This is a genomic window from Mastigocoleus sp. MO_188.B34 (assembly GCF_030065675.1).
Classification (GTDB): Bacteria; Cyanobacteriota; Cyanobacteriia; order Cyanobacteriales; family Nostocaceae; genus Mastigocoleus.
Window position 1 is genome coordinate 1 of record NZ_JASJDK010000027.1, and the last position, 15,953, is coordinate 15,953.

Genomic DNA, 15,953 nt, shown 5'->3' on the forward strand with positions numbered 1-15,953 from the left:
ATGGTCAACGAGCGATTTCTGCTTCCTCGGACAAAACTCTCAAGCTATGGAACTTAGAAACAGGGGAAGAAATTCATACTTTTACTGGTCATAATGACTCGGTTAATGCAGTAGCAATTACACCAAATGGTCAACGAGCGATTTCTGCTTCCTCGGACAAAACTCTCAAGCTATGGAACTTAGAAACAGGGGAAGAAATTCATACTTTTACTGGTCATAGTGACTCGGTTAATACAATAACAATCTCACCAGATGGTCAAAGAGCCATTTCTGCTTCTTGCAACTGTATTTCCGACCTATGGAAACCGAACAAAACCGTCACTATCAAACTATGGAATTTAAATTTAGAAACAGGGGAAGAAATCTACACTTCTACTGTTCATGGTTCCGGGGTAAAGTCAGTAGCAATCACACCAGATGGTCGCCGGGTTATTTATGGTTATTGCGATAAAACTCTCAAACTATGGAACTTAGAAATAGCCGAACTACTACATACTTTTATTGGTCATAGTTCCTTAGTTAATTCAGTAGCAATTGCACCAGATGGTCAACGAGCGATTTCTGCTTCCTCGGACAAAACTCTCAAGCTATGGAACTTAGAAACAGGGGGAAAAATTCATACTCTTATTGGTCATAATGACTCAGTTAATGCAGTAGCAATTGCACCAGATGGTCAACGAGCGATTTCTGCTTCCTCGGACAAAACTCTCAAGATATGGAACTTAGAAACAGGGAAAGAAATCTATACCTTTATAAGTCATAGTGACTCGGTTAATGCATTGACAATCTCACCGGATGGTCAACGAGCAATTTCTGCTTCTTGTAACTGTATTTCTGACCTATGGAAACCGAACAAAACTGTCACTGTCAAACAATGGAATTTCAATTTAGAAATAGGTGAAGAAACCCGCACTTTTACTGTTCGCGGTTCCGGGGTAAAGTCATTAGCTGTCACACCAGATGGTCAACGGGTTATTTATGGCTGTTGTGACAAAACTCTCAAACTATGGAACTTAGAAACAGGAGAAGAAATCCATACTTTTACTGGTCATAGTTCCTTGGTTAACTCAGTAGCAATCACACAAGATGGTAAAAGAGCAATTTCTGCTTCCGATGACAAAACTCTCAAACTATGGAACTTAGAAACAGGGGAAGAAATCCATACTTTTACTGATCATAGTGAATCGGTTAATGCAGTAACAATCTCACCAAACAATCGACGAGCGATTTCTGCTTCCTCGGACAAAACTCTCAAGCTGTGGAACTTAGAAACATGGGAAGAAATCTATACTTTTACTGGTCATAGTGACTCGGTTAATGCAGTAGCATACACACCAGATAGTCAACGAGCAATTTCTGCTTCCTCGGACAAAACTCTCAAGCTATGGAACTTAGAAACAGGGGAGGTAATTGCGACTTTTAGTGGTGATAGTAGCATGTATTGCTGTGCTATTTCACCAGATGCTTTAACAGTTGTGGCGGGAGAAGCATCTGGACGGTTACATTTTTTTCGTTTAGAAGGAGTGACAGATAATATTTAATAACTATGAATTCTCAACAGCTAATCATTAAAATCAATAACAGAATAATACCAAGGAAATTTCAACAAACTCTCCAAGAAAAAATCTTTGATTTCGTAGGTAGAGAATTTCTCTTCACCGCAATCAACGACTTTCTCAACCGTTACGACAGGGGTTATTTTACAATTGTTGGCGTACCGGGTAGCGGTAAAAGTGCAATTCTCGCCAAATATGTGAGAGAAAATTCCCATGTTTTTTACTATAACCCTCAAATTAAAGGTAAAAATCGAGCTGAAGAATTCCTAAAAACCATTATCACTGAGATAGAAGCTGCAAATGGAACTTCTTTGCAACTTATTCTCCAATATATTAGCGACCAATTAGCACCCAACCAAAGATTTATCATTGTAATTGATAGCTTAGATGCAATAGACTACGGCAGACAGTCTATTGGTTCAAATTTATTTTATCTTCCCAGATATATGCCAAAAGGGATATATTTTCTCCTCGCTCGTCGTCCTTTTTTTAGAGAAAAATCTGGTTTATTAATAGAAGCACCTTCTCAATTGTTCAATTTAAAGGATTATCCTGAAGACAATCACCAAGATATACAAGCTTATATTCAAAAATATATTCAACAACACATACAAAAAGCTTTACATTCATCCACTGCTAGCAAAGAAATGTTTGAAGTAACCCAACAAGAATTTACTCAACAGTTAACAAATAAAAGTGACAACAACTTCATGTATGTCAGACAAATTTTAACTGCGCTAGAGACAGGTTTCTATCCAGAAAATTCTTCTCTTGCAGAGATTTTAGATAGAACATCTTTTCCTCCTGCTTTAGAAACATATTACCAACAGCATTTACAGAAAATGTTTCCAGCAGAAGAAGCAGATCCAATTGCTCAAGCCGTTTTGAATACACTAGTACAAAATTCATTAGTGCAAGACCAATCACCACTATCACAACGCAGGGGACAAACAGTAGAAGAAATTTCCCAAATAATTGATGCTGATGAATATGATGTTGAAGAAGTCTTAGAAAACTGGATTGAGTTTCTTACTGTGCATCAAATTGATGGAGATAACAAGTATGGTTTATATCATAGTAATTTTGGTAAATGGCTTAGTGCACATCCGCAATCAAAATATTCGTAGAGATATTGCAGCCTGCGGCGTCCGCGTTAGCCTCTGTAACGTCTCTACCAACTGATTTAAGTAGGTTAGTAAGAAAAATCATAACTTGTTTGTAATAGCGCTTTAGCGCTAAAGCGCTACTACGAGCCAAATACGAGTATTTTATATTTAGTCTCACCGTTAACCCACGGCTTGGTGCTGGTTCGCTAAGCTTAAAAGTAAAAATTTGTGGTTCTCCACCTTCAGCAACAACAGTTCGATCTACACTGAAGGAAACAACGGGTAAATTTGTCATAACAAACTAAGACTATTTATTATTTTCAGGATTGTATTTTCAGGGTTGTATTTTCAGGGTTAATTGTATAACCCATCCCCTGCCAAAATATATAAACTGCTATAAGCTATACATTTGCTTTATAAAAAATTTAAAATCAGTCATTATTTCCATGCGAATTTCTATAATTGGTGGTGTTGGTTCGGGGAAAACAACTTTAGCGAAACAAATTTCCCAAAGTCTAACAATTCCACACATAGAATTAGACTATTTGTACTGGGAATCCAATTGGGTAAGAGTACCAAAAGAAATTTTTCGTGAACGCGTTGCAGATTCCTTAACAGAAGAAAGCTGGGTTGTTGATGGTCAATACAGTAAAGTGAGAGATATTATTTGGAGTCGGGCTGATACTGTAGTGTGGTTAGACTATTCTTTGGTAACAGTTATGAGTCGAATTACCAAAAGATCCCTGAATCGAATAATTACCAAACAAGAAGTCTGCAATGGTAACTATGAAACTTGGAGAAAATTGTTCAGCAATAAGTCAATTATTTTACACTCTTTTAAGAGTTATCACAAACGGCGTAAAAAGTATCCAATTTTATTTAAAAAACCTGAAAACAGTCATTTAAATATAGTTCATCTGCAATCGCCAAAGGCTACACAAGATTGGTTGCTAAATTTAACGTAAGTTACTTAAATTAATAACAAAAGTCAATGTTTATACTTTTTTTTTGCAAGTATCTAATTTATAAGACAATACAGTTCAGTTAAGACTTTTTTTAAACAAATAACACTGTAGAGACGCGACAGAGCCTGCGGCGTCGGCGTTAGCCTCTGTCGCGTCTCTACAAAAGAAATTTAGGCTTATCTGAACCGTATTGATTTATAAGATACCTTTTTCTAGTAATTTCACGCTGGCATAAATAGAATTTAAATGTGGGGTTCGAGTATCAGTCAATTTTCCTAATTCAATTACTGCTCCTAATAAAGCATCTATTTCTGTTGGACGACCCGCTTCTATATCTTGAAGCATAGATGTTTTATGAGCGCCGACTGATGATGCTCCTTCAATCCTTTGTTCTAGGGAAATACTAAATTTTACTCCCAATTTTTCGGCGATCACCTGCCCTTCAAGCATCATATTCCGGGCTAGTTCTCTGGTCAATGAGTATTTACAAATATCTTCTAAAGTTGCTCGTGTAATTGCACTGATGGGATTAAAAGCTAAATTTCCCCAAAGTTTAAGCCATAACTCATTACGGATTTGGTTGCGGACTGGCGCTTTCAGACCCGCTTGACGTAGAACTTGAACTAATTTTTTGATGCGATCGCTTTTGCTCCCATCCAGTTCACCGAGGGTAAAGCGATCGCCTTCAATATGTTTCACTACTCCAGGAGCAATTAATTCTGTTGCGGGGTAAACTATGCAACCGATGACTCGCTCGATGGGAATATTTGCTTCTACGACCCCATCGGGATCTACAGTAAGAATTTTGCGGTCTTCATATTGGGTACCACTGTTACGAAAATACCACCAGGGAATACCATTTTGTGCAGTAACGACCATTGTTTCTGAGCCATATAAAGCCGGTAGAGAAGGTGCTAATTTAGGTACGCTTTGGGCTTTGACAGTGACAAAAATTGCATCCTGTGGTCCAACGGTATCAACATCAGCAGTTGCAATAAAATTATCAGTGGTTTCTCGTACACCATTTTCTTCTAGTTGTAATCCTTGGGTTTGTAGAGCTTTGAGTTGTTTTCCCCGAGCGATGAAAGTAACTTTTACCTCTGAGGGTGGTAATTTAGCTAATTTTGCTCCTAAATAACTACCAATTGCACCAGCACCAAAAATGCAAATCTTCATGCGATCGCTCCTCATAATTACATAAATAGCTGATTTGGATCCCCTTAAACCCCTTGGAAAAATTTGCTGGTTACAAATTTATTGAATTTGGATACCCCTAACCCCCTTGGAAAGGGGAAAAGTTACTACTAGTTACAAATTTATTGAATTTGGATCCCCCTAACCCCCTTGGAAAGGGGGAAAAGTTCAAGCTATAAAAAATATTAATTTTGAATTATGTCCTACGGACACGCTATGCTAATGGCTTTTTACTTTTTACTTTTTACTTTTCTGCAGTAATTTTGAGTAATTCCGCCATTTTCAGTCGCTGAGGTTTTCCTGTCGCACCTCGGGGTAAGCTTTCTAAAAAGTGAAACTTACGGGGAACTTTAAAATCTGCAAGATATTGCAAGCAATATTGTCTTAATTCTTGTTCATCAATATTTTCTTTTAAAACAACTGCTGCGTGAACATCTTCACCCAGGGTTTTATGGGGTGCTGCAAAACTGAGAACTTCCTCCACTGCGGGATGACGCAAAATTACATTATCTACTTCTAAAGGAGAAATCTTTTCCCCACCACGATTAATTAATTCTTTTAAACGTCCCGTCAGGGATAAATAACCCGACTCGTCAATTACCCCTTGATCCCCGGTGCGAAACCAACCATTAGTAAAAGCTTTGGTGTTAGCTTCGGGATTATTTTCGTAACCATCAACTACATTGGGAGCTTTCACCACTACTTCCCCCAACTCACCCTGAGGAAGAAGATTTCCGGCTTCATCCATAATATTGATTTCGACTCCAAAGCCATAACCAACAGTTCCAGGTTTATGTTCTGCGGGGGGTAAAGGATTAGAAGTCATTTGATGTGATGCTTCAGTCATGCTGTATGCTTCGAGCACCGGAGCGTTGAAAGTTGTTTCTAGTTGTTCCAAGACTACAGTAGGTAAAGAAGAACTACTGGAGCGCAGAAATCTCAACTTACTTTTGGCGATCGCTTCTGGATTGCGACTGGCTCTAGCTAGTAACATTTGATGCATTGTAGGTACTGCCGAGTACCATGTTGGTTGAAATTCTGCAAACCATTTCCAAAATTCTAAAGCGTTGAAACCACCAACCGGAACGATAACAGTTCCCCCGGAAGATAGGGTTGAAAGCATGGAAGCAACTAAACCGTGGACATGAAATAAAGGCATTACGCATAATGCCCGGTCTTCTGCTGTTAAATTATAAGTACCGATGATATTTCCTGCAGAAGCGGCTAAATTTCGATGTTTGATGGGAACTCGCTTCGGTCTGCTAGTTGTACCGCTGGTGTGTAAAATCATCGCGATATCTTCTGGTTGGGCTAACTCAGTCGATCGCTCATCTCGTTTTGTAACACCTTGCAGATGAAAAGATAATCCTTCAGGTTGCAACTTTGCTTGAATTAGCAAGATATTATCTGTGAGAGCTGCTTTCGCTGCAGGGATACCCTCATCTAAAATAATTAATGCACTAGCATTGAGATCCTCATAATAAAAAGCAAACTCAGCCTGAGAATATTTGGGATTGAGAGGAGCAGCAGTACCGCACATAGCTGCAGCTAAAAAAGTTACAACCATCTCAGGTCCATTAGTCATCGCAATTGCAATGCGATCGCCCCGACCAATTCCAAATTTATTGAGTTGGGCTGCAAGATCGATGATTTGCTGTTTTAATTGTTTATAGCTCAAGGTTGATCGTTCTGGAGCAATTAAAGCAGGATGTTCGTCATCTCCGATTAAGAGATCCAATAAAGTTTTATTCTTGCGATCGTTTGAAACCATTATTTGTTCTAAAAAGACGTATAAATCAAAAATAAAATTATCGTAGGGTGTGTTAGGCGGCGCGTAAGAGGATATTTAGGAAGTATGGTTTATTACCCAAAATCATTATTGATATCCCCCCCTAGGGCGTGTTTTCAAACTATAACCACAATAAAATTAGTGCGATGCCTACGACTATTCCCTGCGGGCTTATAGACAAAGCAGAAACATTCAGGTCTTTCTGTTGCTAGCGGTGTGAATGATTAGTATTGAACCCAATAGTAATTATTTATTTGCATATTTTTTAGAGTGTTTTTCTAAATAATCTACCAATTCTTTCCCTGCTGAGTTTATATGTCGCTTCAATAATTTCACAGCAGTAGAAGTATCTTTATTTCGACAAGCATCTAAAAGTAAGTAGTGCTCTTTCTGCGAACGCTCTAAGTAATTCATCCTTGTCATTTGTAAACGTACATATCGTTCTGTACTAATGTGTAAATTATTAATCATATTTAATAATCTACTTCGTTTTCCTGGGGCATATAAAGTGGAGTGAAATTCCCAATTTAATTTTCCTAGCATTGCAATATCAGTTTCTTTTACTGTTGAATCCAAAATGGATTGAGCTTTTTCTATATCGACTTCTTCTAAGTTAGGTATTGCAAATTTAATCGCCATACTTTCCAAGACAATGCGAATTTCGCAAATTTCTTGAGCTTCACTCGGAGATAAACCAGAAACTACAGCACCTCTGTTGTTATAAAACTTTACTAAACCTTCTGCTTCCAATTGACGTAGTGCTTCTCTAACAGGTATGCGACTAACTCCAAATTGTTTTGCTATTTCATCTTGCCTGAGAGATTGTTCTTCTGTAAATATGCCTTGAATAATCGCTTCTCGTAAAGCATCAGCAATCAGTTCGGGGGTACTGCGTTGCTTTTGTTGTACATTTGCTGCAAGTTCGCTTAAATTCATCTCAAGATTTTGTATACTATTTTTAGTATATTGTATACAATATACAGTAATCTGAATACAATAATCTGATTCGCAACTGCTTGTTTATTTTGGGTGTTGAATCTTTGTTTGGAAAGATCTAAAAATTATGAACGCTAAACCAGAACAAGACCGAGTAATTATTTTTGATACCACTTTGCGGGATGGCGAACAATCCCCCGGTGCTACTCTCAATCCGGAAGAGAAGCTGATTATTGCTCGTCAACTCGGAGTATTAGGTGTAGACGTCATTGAAGCTGGATTTGCTGTTTCTAGCCGTGGCGACTTTGAAGCAGTACAAAATATTGCTAGAGAAGTGGGTCTTCTTAACGGTCCAATAATTTGTAGCTTAGCAAGGGCGGTTCGCAAAGATATTGAAGCTGCAGCAGAAGCTTTAAAGCCAGCAGCACGGGGTAGGATTCATACTTTTATTTCTACGTCCGATATTCACCTCACGTATCAGTTGAAAAAAACTCGTAGTGAAGTTCTAGCGATCGCTGAAGAAATGGTTGCTTATGCAAAATCTTTTATGGAAGACGTAGAGTTTTCCCCAATGGATGCGACTCGTTCCGATCCAGAGTTCCTCTACCAAGTTTTGGAACGCGCGATCGCAGCAGGTGCAACCACCATTAACATTCCCGATACTGTAGGTTACTTAACGCCAAAAGAGATCGAAAAATTGCTCCAAGGTATCAAGCAAAATGTTCCCAACATCAACCAAGCAATTCTCTCCATTCACACCCAAAACGACCTCGGTTTAGCTACAGCAAATACTCTGACTGCGATTGAGAATGGAGTTCGTCAAGTAGAATGTACCATTAACGGGATCGGGGAACGTGCTGGTAACACCGCACTTGAAGAAATCGTTATGGCTTTAGATGTGCGTCAGTTTTACTTTAATACTTATTTTGGGCGATCGTCTGACTCACAAATACCCCTAACAAATATTAAAACTACGGAAATCTACAAAACTTCCCGTTTAGTTTCCAACTACACTGGAATGCTAGTACAACCCAACAAAGCAATAGTTGGTGCAAATGCTTTTGCTCATGAATCTGGGATTCATCAAGATGGAGTTATCAAACACCGTCAAACCTATGAAATCATGGAAGCTGCATCGGTTGGTTTGAAAGAAAATAGTATTGTTTTAGGTAAACATTCTGGACGCAATGCTTTTCGAGTTCGTCTTCGGGAACTAGGATTTGAATTGAATGAAGCTGATTTAAATAAAGCTTTTATTCGCTTTAAAGAAGTTGCTGACAAGAAAAAAGAAGTTTCTGACTGGGACATTGAAGTTATTGTCCGAGATGAGACTCAGATTACCCTAGAAAAAGGCTTTCAAATTGAACATATTCAAGTATCTTGCGGTAGTTGTGCTTGTCCCACTGCAACCGTGACTATTGTTACTCCAGAAGGTAAAATCTTAACTGATGCTGTTGTTGGTGCTGGACCAGTGGATGCAGTGTATAAAGTAATTAATCGATTAATAAAAATTCCCAATCAACTCATTGAATTTGCCGTACAATCAGTAACAGAGGGAATTGATGCCTTAGGTACAGTTACTGTGCGACTGCGTTACCAAGAGCGAATATTTTCCGGACAAGCATCGGATACGGATATAGTTGTTGCTGCAGCATTTGCTCATATTCAAGCAATTAATCGACTCTATGGTTATTTGCAAAGAGTAGGGACTAAAGCAGAAGTAGAAAAAGATTTAATATTATCTAAGCATTAATCTATGAAATTCTGGTAGGGGTAATAGAAAAACTAGATACCTATGCAGAATCCAGTTAACTTTATGGAGACGTAGTATATTACGTCTCTACATTTTTTGTGCGTCAAATCTCTAATCTCTATGGATATTTGCTCTCTATATCCTTCTTTTGTAGGTATTGGACAGGGAAAACTTTTCTTAGAAATGTGATGTAAGATTTATTCGGAGAATTGTGGCAACTGTTACATGTTTTTATTTTGACTTCAAAATCAATACAATTGATAGCTTCTTCAGAACAAGCCTGGGTTGGATTAACCGTACATTTCAATCGGTAGTCGTTGGTAAAGAAAACGCAACGATTACAAGGTATTTGATGTAATCTTCGGAGATGTTTGCGTCCTTTTTCCCAGGAGAACCACACACTTGCGATCGAAAGAATTACTATAGACCAGGCAAAACAAGCACAAACAATTTTAGCTAACAGCATTAATAATCCTCAAACTCAAATAATTTCAGACTCAAATACTTTCAAACTAAAAAAAATGCCTGTAGATACACTTGCTCCATTTGGTGAACTACAGACATCAGAAGCTAAAGGACGAAATGTAGAGGTTTTGGTTTTGTTCGTTTGAGTACTGCTTATATCTTAGAGTTAGTAATTGTTAATGAGTAATAGGTAATTTGAAATCTTATGCTAAAAAACCTATTGTCAAAAGATTATTGAGAATTTACTAAAGGGTGTGTCGTGGAAAAACCAATAAGCTCAACCCAATTCCAGTTACTAATGACCAATTACTAACAACCTTATACTTACCAAAAGAACAAACTTGACATTAAAATATCAAACCCAGTCAAAAATTAATTACTGGTTTGACGGAAACGCCAATAATGCCAAACAAAACCTGCAAATGCAACTAAACTTAACAATAATTGGATACTAACCAATCCTACTCGGTTATAACCATAAAATTCTGAAGGGAAAACAATGGTATTATTACCAACAAAAGCGCTGGAGATTAAAGCCATTAGAGCTAAGCCAAGTAAGCTGTAGGACAAAATCTCATACCCATTATCAATGGGCATCAGTTTTTTGACCCAACCAAAAGGTTGTACCAGAATATGCCAAGTTCCACCAACAATTAGGATTAAACCAATCCAAATATGACCGCCGATGACATCTTCTAAATTATCAACACTCGCCATTCCCAAAGCCGTCCAAGCACCATCTTTCAATCCTAATAAATAACCGAAGATAATTTTTGGATCTAGAGTGGGGTTATCAATTAAACGCACCTGTGCAATGTTTGCATCATAGATTCCCCCAAAAAACATTGCCTTTGCAACTAAGAGCAATGCTCCAAATCCTAAAATGATTAGGTGATGACCCAAGATAAAACCTAACTTTTTCGGGTCGTACCATTCATAGTGAAATTTTGCTACTTGTCCCCCCAGACTAGATAAAATAGCCGGACCGCGAAATACATGAAATAGCCCTCCAGCTCCTAAAACTGCAGATGCAACTAAATGCAACATCCCAATTACAAAATAGGGATATGTGTCTATAATTTCACCACCACTACCAACACCCCAACCTAAAGTTGCTAAATGGGGCAGTAAAGTCATTCCCTGCTCCGACAACGGTACTCCAGGAGCAAAACGTAAGACCTCAAGTATGGTGGTTGTTCCAGCCCAAAATACAATTAACCCTGCATGAGCAATGTGAGCACCTAATAGTTGACCGGATAAATCTACTAAACGAGCATTACCAATTAACCAGGGTGAATTTGTGCCTTCAGCAAAGGTTTTTTCTGTTGAAACTGTCATAGCTTTGTAAAACTGCTCATATGTTGCAATAGAGGTGCTGCATTGCAACACCTCTGTATGTGATGATTAAGATTCGCTACCTACAGTATTTAATGCCTGCTCGACTTGCTTGAAGTCAACTCCAATAGCTCTAAGTGCGTGCCATAAATGTCCTTGGAGGAAGAAGAATGCCAAGAAGAAATGGGCATTCGCTAACCATGCTCTGGCAGTATGAGCGCCATTTGGCAACTGTACAGTGTCAGCAAAATAAGGGCAAACACCAAACTTAAGCTCTAGAACTGGACCGTAAAACTCTACAGGATAAGCAAGGGTATTGACTGCACAAAAATAAGCTGCAACAAATCCTGCTAGAGCAATTCCTCCTAAAGAGTACGAAAGAATAGCTTCACCAGAGAAAATCAACAGCTTTTTAGCCCAAGGTAATGGCTCTGTAAGAATATGCCAAGCTCCACCTCCAATTAACAACAAACCGACAAATATATGTCCCCCGACTAAGTCTTCAAGGTTGTTTACAGAGGCAAAATGAGTTTGGTAGCCATAAATCACAAATGGATTAAGGGTGGGGCTACTAACAACGCGAACTGTCTGGGAAGCTGCATCATACAATCCACCAAAGAACATTGCTTTTGCTGCTAATAGTAAAGCTCCAGCGCCTAAGAACAGCAGATGATGTCCTAAGATAAAGCCCAACTTCTTCGGATCGTTCCACTCAAAGTGAAATTTTGCAGCCCTTCCAGAAGCATCTTTCAAATTCTTTGGTCCTTTGAAGGTATGGAATAATCCACCCGCACCTAAAACTGCTGAAGATATTAAATGTACGGCTCCAATGACAAAATAGGGATAAGTATCAACTATTTTTCCTCCATCTGCCACACCAAGACCAAGTGTAGCCAAATGGGGAAGTAAAATTAATCCCTGTTCGCCCATGGCAATTTCCGGGTTGTATCGTGATATTTCAAATAATGTAAATGCCCCAGCCCAAAGCACAATTAGAGCAGCTTGTGCAACATGAGCGCCGATAAACAACCCAGAGAAATTGGCAAAACGGGCATTTCCAGCCCACCAATCATATTTGACTTGAGGTTTGTCGTAAGTTTGCATGGTCTAGCTCTTTAATAAAATCTATTGCCAATAATAATCAACTGATTGATATCAACTTGTGGTAATTTTCTGCAATTGAGGACGCCGCATCACAAGCTATAACAGCATTAGAATCTTGCTGGTCAACAAGTTAACTACCAAAAAATACCGGATTCACAGGCTATTAAGGTTAATACGGTATTTCATAAGCAACCTTGAGAGATTCTACATCGAAAATTTTATAACGCTGTTGCGCCACGCAATGCTATTGAAGTTGATAAGCAATAGCTTTTGATTTTAATCTCAGTTTATTGAGAATAATTTTAATTAGCAATAGTATTTACAAAACTTAATGAATAAAAAATTATATATACTTCAGAGTCATAAATATTTTTGCTGTGGTAAATGGTAAATGGTGTTTGGTACTAAATTTACTGTAATTTTAGTTACAAAATCCCACTAAATCCCACTAAAACCCCTTTTTTTTTATCTGAACGATGGGGATGATGAAATTAAGTATAAGGCTTAATTTTCAGAACATGATATTACAGCCAGTCCTTTGAAGGTGATCGATGAGTGGGCTTGATGGTATTACCAAGCAATTCAGACAGACACAATCCCAAATTGTCAGCTTAGATTTCGATCTTGTTGATAGTTGATTCCTCAGGATGTTGTCTTGAGGATTCAATCATCTTGATAGGTCTGGTTTTAGTGATTTAGAAGGAAAATATAATGAGCAGCACATTATCTTTTGATATTTCAAGTGTACAAGGCAATCCTGCAAATGCCAGGATAACTTTAACTGAGCTTGGAGATGGGACTATTCAAGTCGCAGTTGAGGTGATTGACGGTACCATCGCAGATTTACGAGGTTTATTTTTCAATATTTCTGATGAATCGCTAGTTAATGGTCTTTCTGTTGCTGGAGATGACGTTACTGGATCTCGGTTTAGGACTAACCGGGTAAATAGTCTCGGTCTTGATATCAATATGATTGGCACGGATACTGAGTTTGACGGTGGAGTCAAGATTGGTACCTCGGGAATTCGTAGAGATGATATTCAATCCACAACATTTATCCTTTCCCATGATTCTGTCGATCTAACCTTGGATCTATTTGAAAACCAAGATTTTGGTGTGCGTCTCACCAGTGTTAATAACAGCATAATACCCGGTAGCACTAGTCGTAGGGGTAGTAGTAAATTGGTGGGAACATCAGATTTAGCCCCTGATGCAGTACCTGATACAGTTAATACTGAAGAAGACACTCCTGTCACTATTGACGTTCTCGGGAATGACGACCAAGGAGACGGACCCGCTACAGTTTCTGTTGAACCCGGTAACGGTCCAGCTAATGGTACAGTTAGCGTCAATCCTGATGGCACCATTGACTATACTCCAGACCCTGATTTCTTTGGAGAAGATACTTTTACCTACACCATAACTGATAGTGATGGTGATACAAGTACAGCAGTAGTTACAGTTATCGTCGATCCCAACCCTGATGCAGTTAACGATTCTGTAACTACTGATGAAGATGTACCTATCAATATTGATGTACTTGCGAACGACGATATTGCAGGCGAACCGAATACAACTGTGACCGCCGTTGGTAATCCTAGCAATGGAACTGTCGTAATTAACCCTGACGGTACATTAACCTATACGCCAGATCCAAACTTTAATGGTACAGATAATTTTGAATACACCATTACTGATGATGATGGCGATACTAGCACTGCAACGGTAACAGTCACAGTAGATCCTGTTAATGACCCACCAGATGCGGTAAATAACAACTACACCACTAATGAAGATACTCCAGTTAGTGGCAATGTAATTACCGACGATACTGGAGAAGGCTTAGACTCTGACCTTGATGGTGATACCTTAACTGTTACTGGAAATAGCGACCCCAGCAATGGTTCAGTTACTGTAAACTCAGATGGTAGCTATACTTATACTCCAGATCCTAACTTCACTGGCACAGATAGCTTTACCTACACTATCTCTGATGGTAACGGTGGCACTGATACAGCAACCGTAAACATTACAGTAGATCCTGTTAATGACCCACCAGATGCGGTAAATAATAACTACACCACTAATGAAGATACTCCAGTTAGTGGCAATGTAATTACCGACGATACTGGAGAAGGCTTAGACTCTGACCTTGACGGTGATACCTTAACTGTTACTGGAAATAGCGACCCCAGCAATGGTTCAGTTACTGTAAACTCAGATGGTAGCTATACTTATACTCCAGATGCTAACTTCAATGGCACAGATAGCTTTACCTACACTATCTCTGATGGTAACGGTGGCACTGATACAGCAACTGTAAACATCACAGTAGATCCTGTTAATGATGCACCGAATGCCGTTAATGACAGCTATACTGTAGAAGCAAATGAAAATAATGGCGACGGCTTTAACTCCTCTGTTAGTGGCAATATTATCGCTAATGATACAGATTTAGATGGCGACACGTTAACGGCGACCATTAATACTAACCCCAATAATGGTTCCGTTACCTTGGATCCAAATGGTAACTTTACATATACACCAACTAATGGGTTCTCTGGCGGTACAGATAGCTTTACCTATACCATTTCTGATGGTAATGGTGGTACCGACACCGCGACGGCGAACATCAATATTGTCGATCCTGGTCGTCAAACTACTACTGCTCAAGGTACCCTTGGGTCGCAAACGCAGAAAATTGAATTGACAACTGAACAGCAAACTGCCAATAGTACAACCTTTATAGAAGGCTTTATTTCCACACCTGAATTCCAGCCACCATTCAATATTGGTATTGTGATTGATGTTTCCGGTAGTACAGGAGCTACTTTTAATGGTAGTCCTGTTGGTGATGTGAATGGGGATGGATCGTCTAACACAATTCTGGATGCTGAAATTGCATCGACTATTGCCCTGATTGAATCTATTATTGCAACTCCTGGATTAGATAATAGCAATGTTGATATTGGGCTGATTACCTTTTCAAGTAACGCTACTATGGAAGGTAGTTTTGATATTGCCGATCCGAACAATCCGAATGTCATCAATCCAACTCTGCGAAATACGTTACTGAGTCTGAGAAGTGATGGAATCACAAATTTTGATGATGCTTTAGATAAATCTGTCGACTTCTTTAGTGGAGAGCCAGATGTCGGAAATGCCACCAATCTTCTCTTTTTCTTATCAGATGGTCTCCCAAACACTGGTGGTGATGGTGATGGTGAACCTGGAACTGATACATTTGTAGGTAACAACAACCCCAATGCAATCAACTTCACCAGTGAATTAGCTGCTCTGGATAACCTTAACGTTCAGCGTAATGCAATTGGTGTAGGCTCTGGTAGCGATATTAGCCCGGGATTTGGACTTGATAAAATTGATAATACCGGTGGACCCGAACAAGTGCTAACTAGTGATGCTCTCACAGGAGCTATACTCGCCAATCCCGTCTTGGGTGAAGTTATTGACTTCAAAATTTCTGTTAATGGTGAACTCCAAGATGGCGAGCCTGGAGAACTCAATATCGGTCCGAGTGATTTAGTTTCTGGTCCTCTTGGATATTCCTTCGGTCCACTAGTAGTAGATGGTCTCGATCCTTCTCTGGGAGCAAGCAACGAAATTGTTGCAACTGCAATCCTAGACCTGGATGGTGACACAAATACTTTGACAGATCAAGTTACCTTAACAACGACGAACATCATCTCAGGTGCGTTACCGACTATATAGGTACAGTTCTAGATGTATTTA

12 protein-coding genes are annotated in these 15,953 nt (G+C 39.0%); 5 read left to right on the forward strand and 7 right to left on the reverse strand.

The annotated features are described in order from the left end of the window. Positions 1–1,541, forward strand: a 1,541-nt coding sequence (locus QNJ50_RS09300) for a WD40 repeat domain-containing protein (RefSeq protein WP_300634489.1), incomplete at its 5' end; no start/stop codon positions are given. Positions 1,542–1,546: 5 nt separating this feature from the next. Further along, positions 1,547–2,683 (forward strand): ATP-binding protein, encoded by a 1,137-nt coding sequence (locus QNJ50_RS09305; protein ID WP_300634492.1) that lies wholly within the window; start codon positions 1,547–1,549, stop codon positions 2,681–2,683. On the opposite strand, the gene QNJ50_RS09310 is transcribed toward QNJ50_RS09305, so the two are convergent. Further along, complete coding sequence (locus QNJ50_RS09310; protein ID WP_300634494.1) at positions 2,652–2,957, reverse strand: hypothetical protein; 306 nt, start codon at positions 2,955–2,957, stop codon at positions 2,652–2,654. The genes QNJ50_RS09305 and QNJ50_RS09310 overlap by 32 nt on opposite strands. Before the next feature lie 151 nt (positions 2,958–3,108). On the opposite strand from QNJ50_RS09310, the gene QNJ50_RS09315 reads away from it, so the two are divergent. Beyond that, on the forward strand, positions 3,109–3,627 hold the full coding sequence (locus QNJ50_RS09315; RefSeq protein ID WP_300634495.1) for a shikimate kinase: 519 nt from the start codon (positions 3,109–3,111) through the stop codon (positions 3,625–3,627). A 195-nt stretch (positions 3,628–3,822) separates the two neighbouring features. Here QNJ50_RS09315 and QNJ50_RS09320 read toward each other — a convergent pair whose 3' ends face one another. The 3 genes from QNJ50_RS09320 to QNJ50_RS09330 all read right to left on the reverse strand — a co-directional run bounded on the left by QNJ50_RS09320 (position 3,823) and on the right by QNJ50_RS09330 (position 7,546). After that, positions 3,823–4,803, reverse strand: coding sequence for a 2-dehydropantoate 2-reductase (locus QNJ50_RS09320; protein WP_300634496.1), 981 nt, complete (start codon positions 4,801–4,803; stop codon positions 3,823–3,825). 262 nt (positions 4,804–5,065) lie between these two features. Then, on the reverse strand, positions 5,066–6,592 hold the full coding sequence (locus tag QNJ50_RS09325; RefSeq protein WP_300634497.1) for an acyl--CoA ligase: 1,527 nt from the start codon (positions 6,590–6,592) through the stop codon (positions 5,066–5,068). A 264-nt stretch (positions 6,593–6,856) separates the two neighbouring features. Further along, complete coding sequence (locus QNJ50_RS09330; protein ID WP_300634499.1) at positions 6,857–7,546, reverse strand: GntR family transcriptional regulator; 690 nt, start codon at positions 7,544–7,546, stop codon at positions 6,857–6,859. A 127-nt stretch (positions 7,547–7,673) separates the two neighbouring features. On the opposite strand from QNJ50_RS09330, the gene QNJ50_RS09335 reads away from it, so the two are divergent. Next, positions 7,674–9,299, forward strand: coding sequence for a 2-isopropylmalate synthase (locus tag QNJ50_RS09335; RefSeq protein WP_300634502.1), 1,626 nt, complete (start codon positions 7,674–7,676; stop codon positions 9,297–9,299). A gap of 118 nt (positions 9,300–9,417) precedes the next feature. On the opposite strand, the gene QNJ50_RS09340 is transcribed toward QNJ50_RS09335, so the two are convergent. From QNJ50_RS09340 to QNJ50_RS09350, 3 genes are all read right to left on the reverse strand, one after another. Further along, on the reverse strand, positions 9,418–9,765 hold the full coding sequence (locus QNJ50_RS09340) for a hypothetical protein (protein WP_366914242.1): 348 nt from the start codon (positions 9,763–9,765) through the stop codon (positions 9,418–9,420). Between the two features lie 371 nt (positions 9,766–10,136). Next, positions 10,137–11,102: a chlorophyll a/b binding light-harvesting protein gene (locus QNJ50_RS09345; RefSeq protein WP_300634505.1), complete on the reverse strand. Its 966-nt coding sequence runs from the start codon at positions 11,100–11,102 to the stop codon at positions 10,137–10,139. 66 nt (positions 11,103–11,168) lie between these two features. Beyond that, on the reverse strand, positions 11,169–12,203 hold the full coding sequence (locus tag QNJ50_RS09350; protein WP_300634508.1) for a chlorophyll a/b binding light-harvesting protein: 1,035 nt from the start codon (positions 12,201–12,203) through the stop codon (positions 11,169–11,171). Between the two features lie 711 nt (positions 12,204–12,914). On the opposite strand from QNJ50_RS09350, the gene QNJ50_RS09355 reads away from it, so the two are divergent. Continuing rightward, positions 12,915–15,932, forward strand: a complete 3,018-nt coding sequence (locus QNJ50_RS09355) for an Ig-like domain-containing protein (RefSeq protein WP_300634511.1) — start codon at positions 12,915–12,917, stop codon at positions 15,930–15,932. Positions 15,933–15,953: the final 21 nt, after the last annotated feature.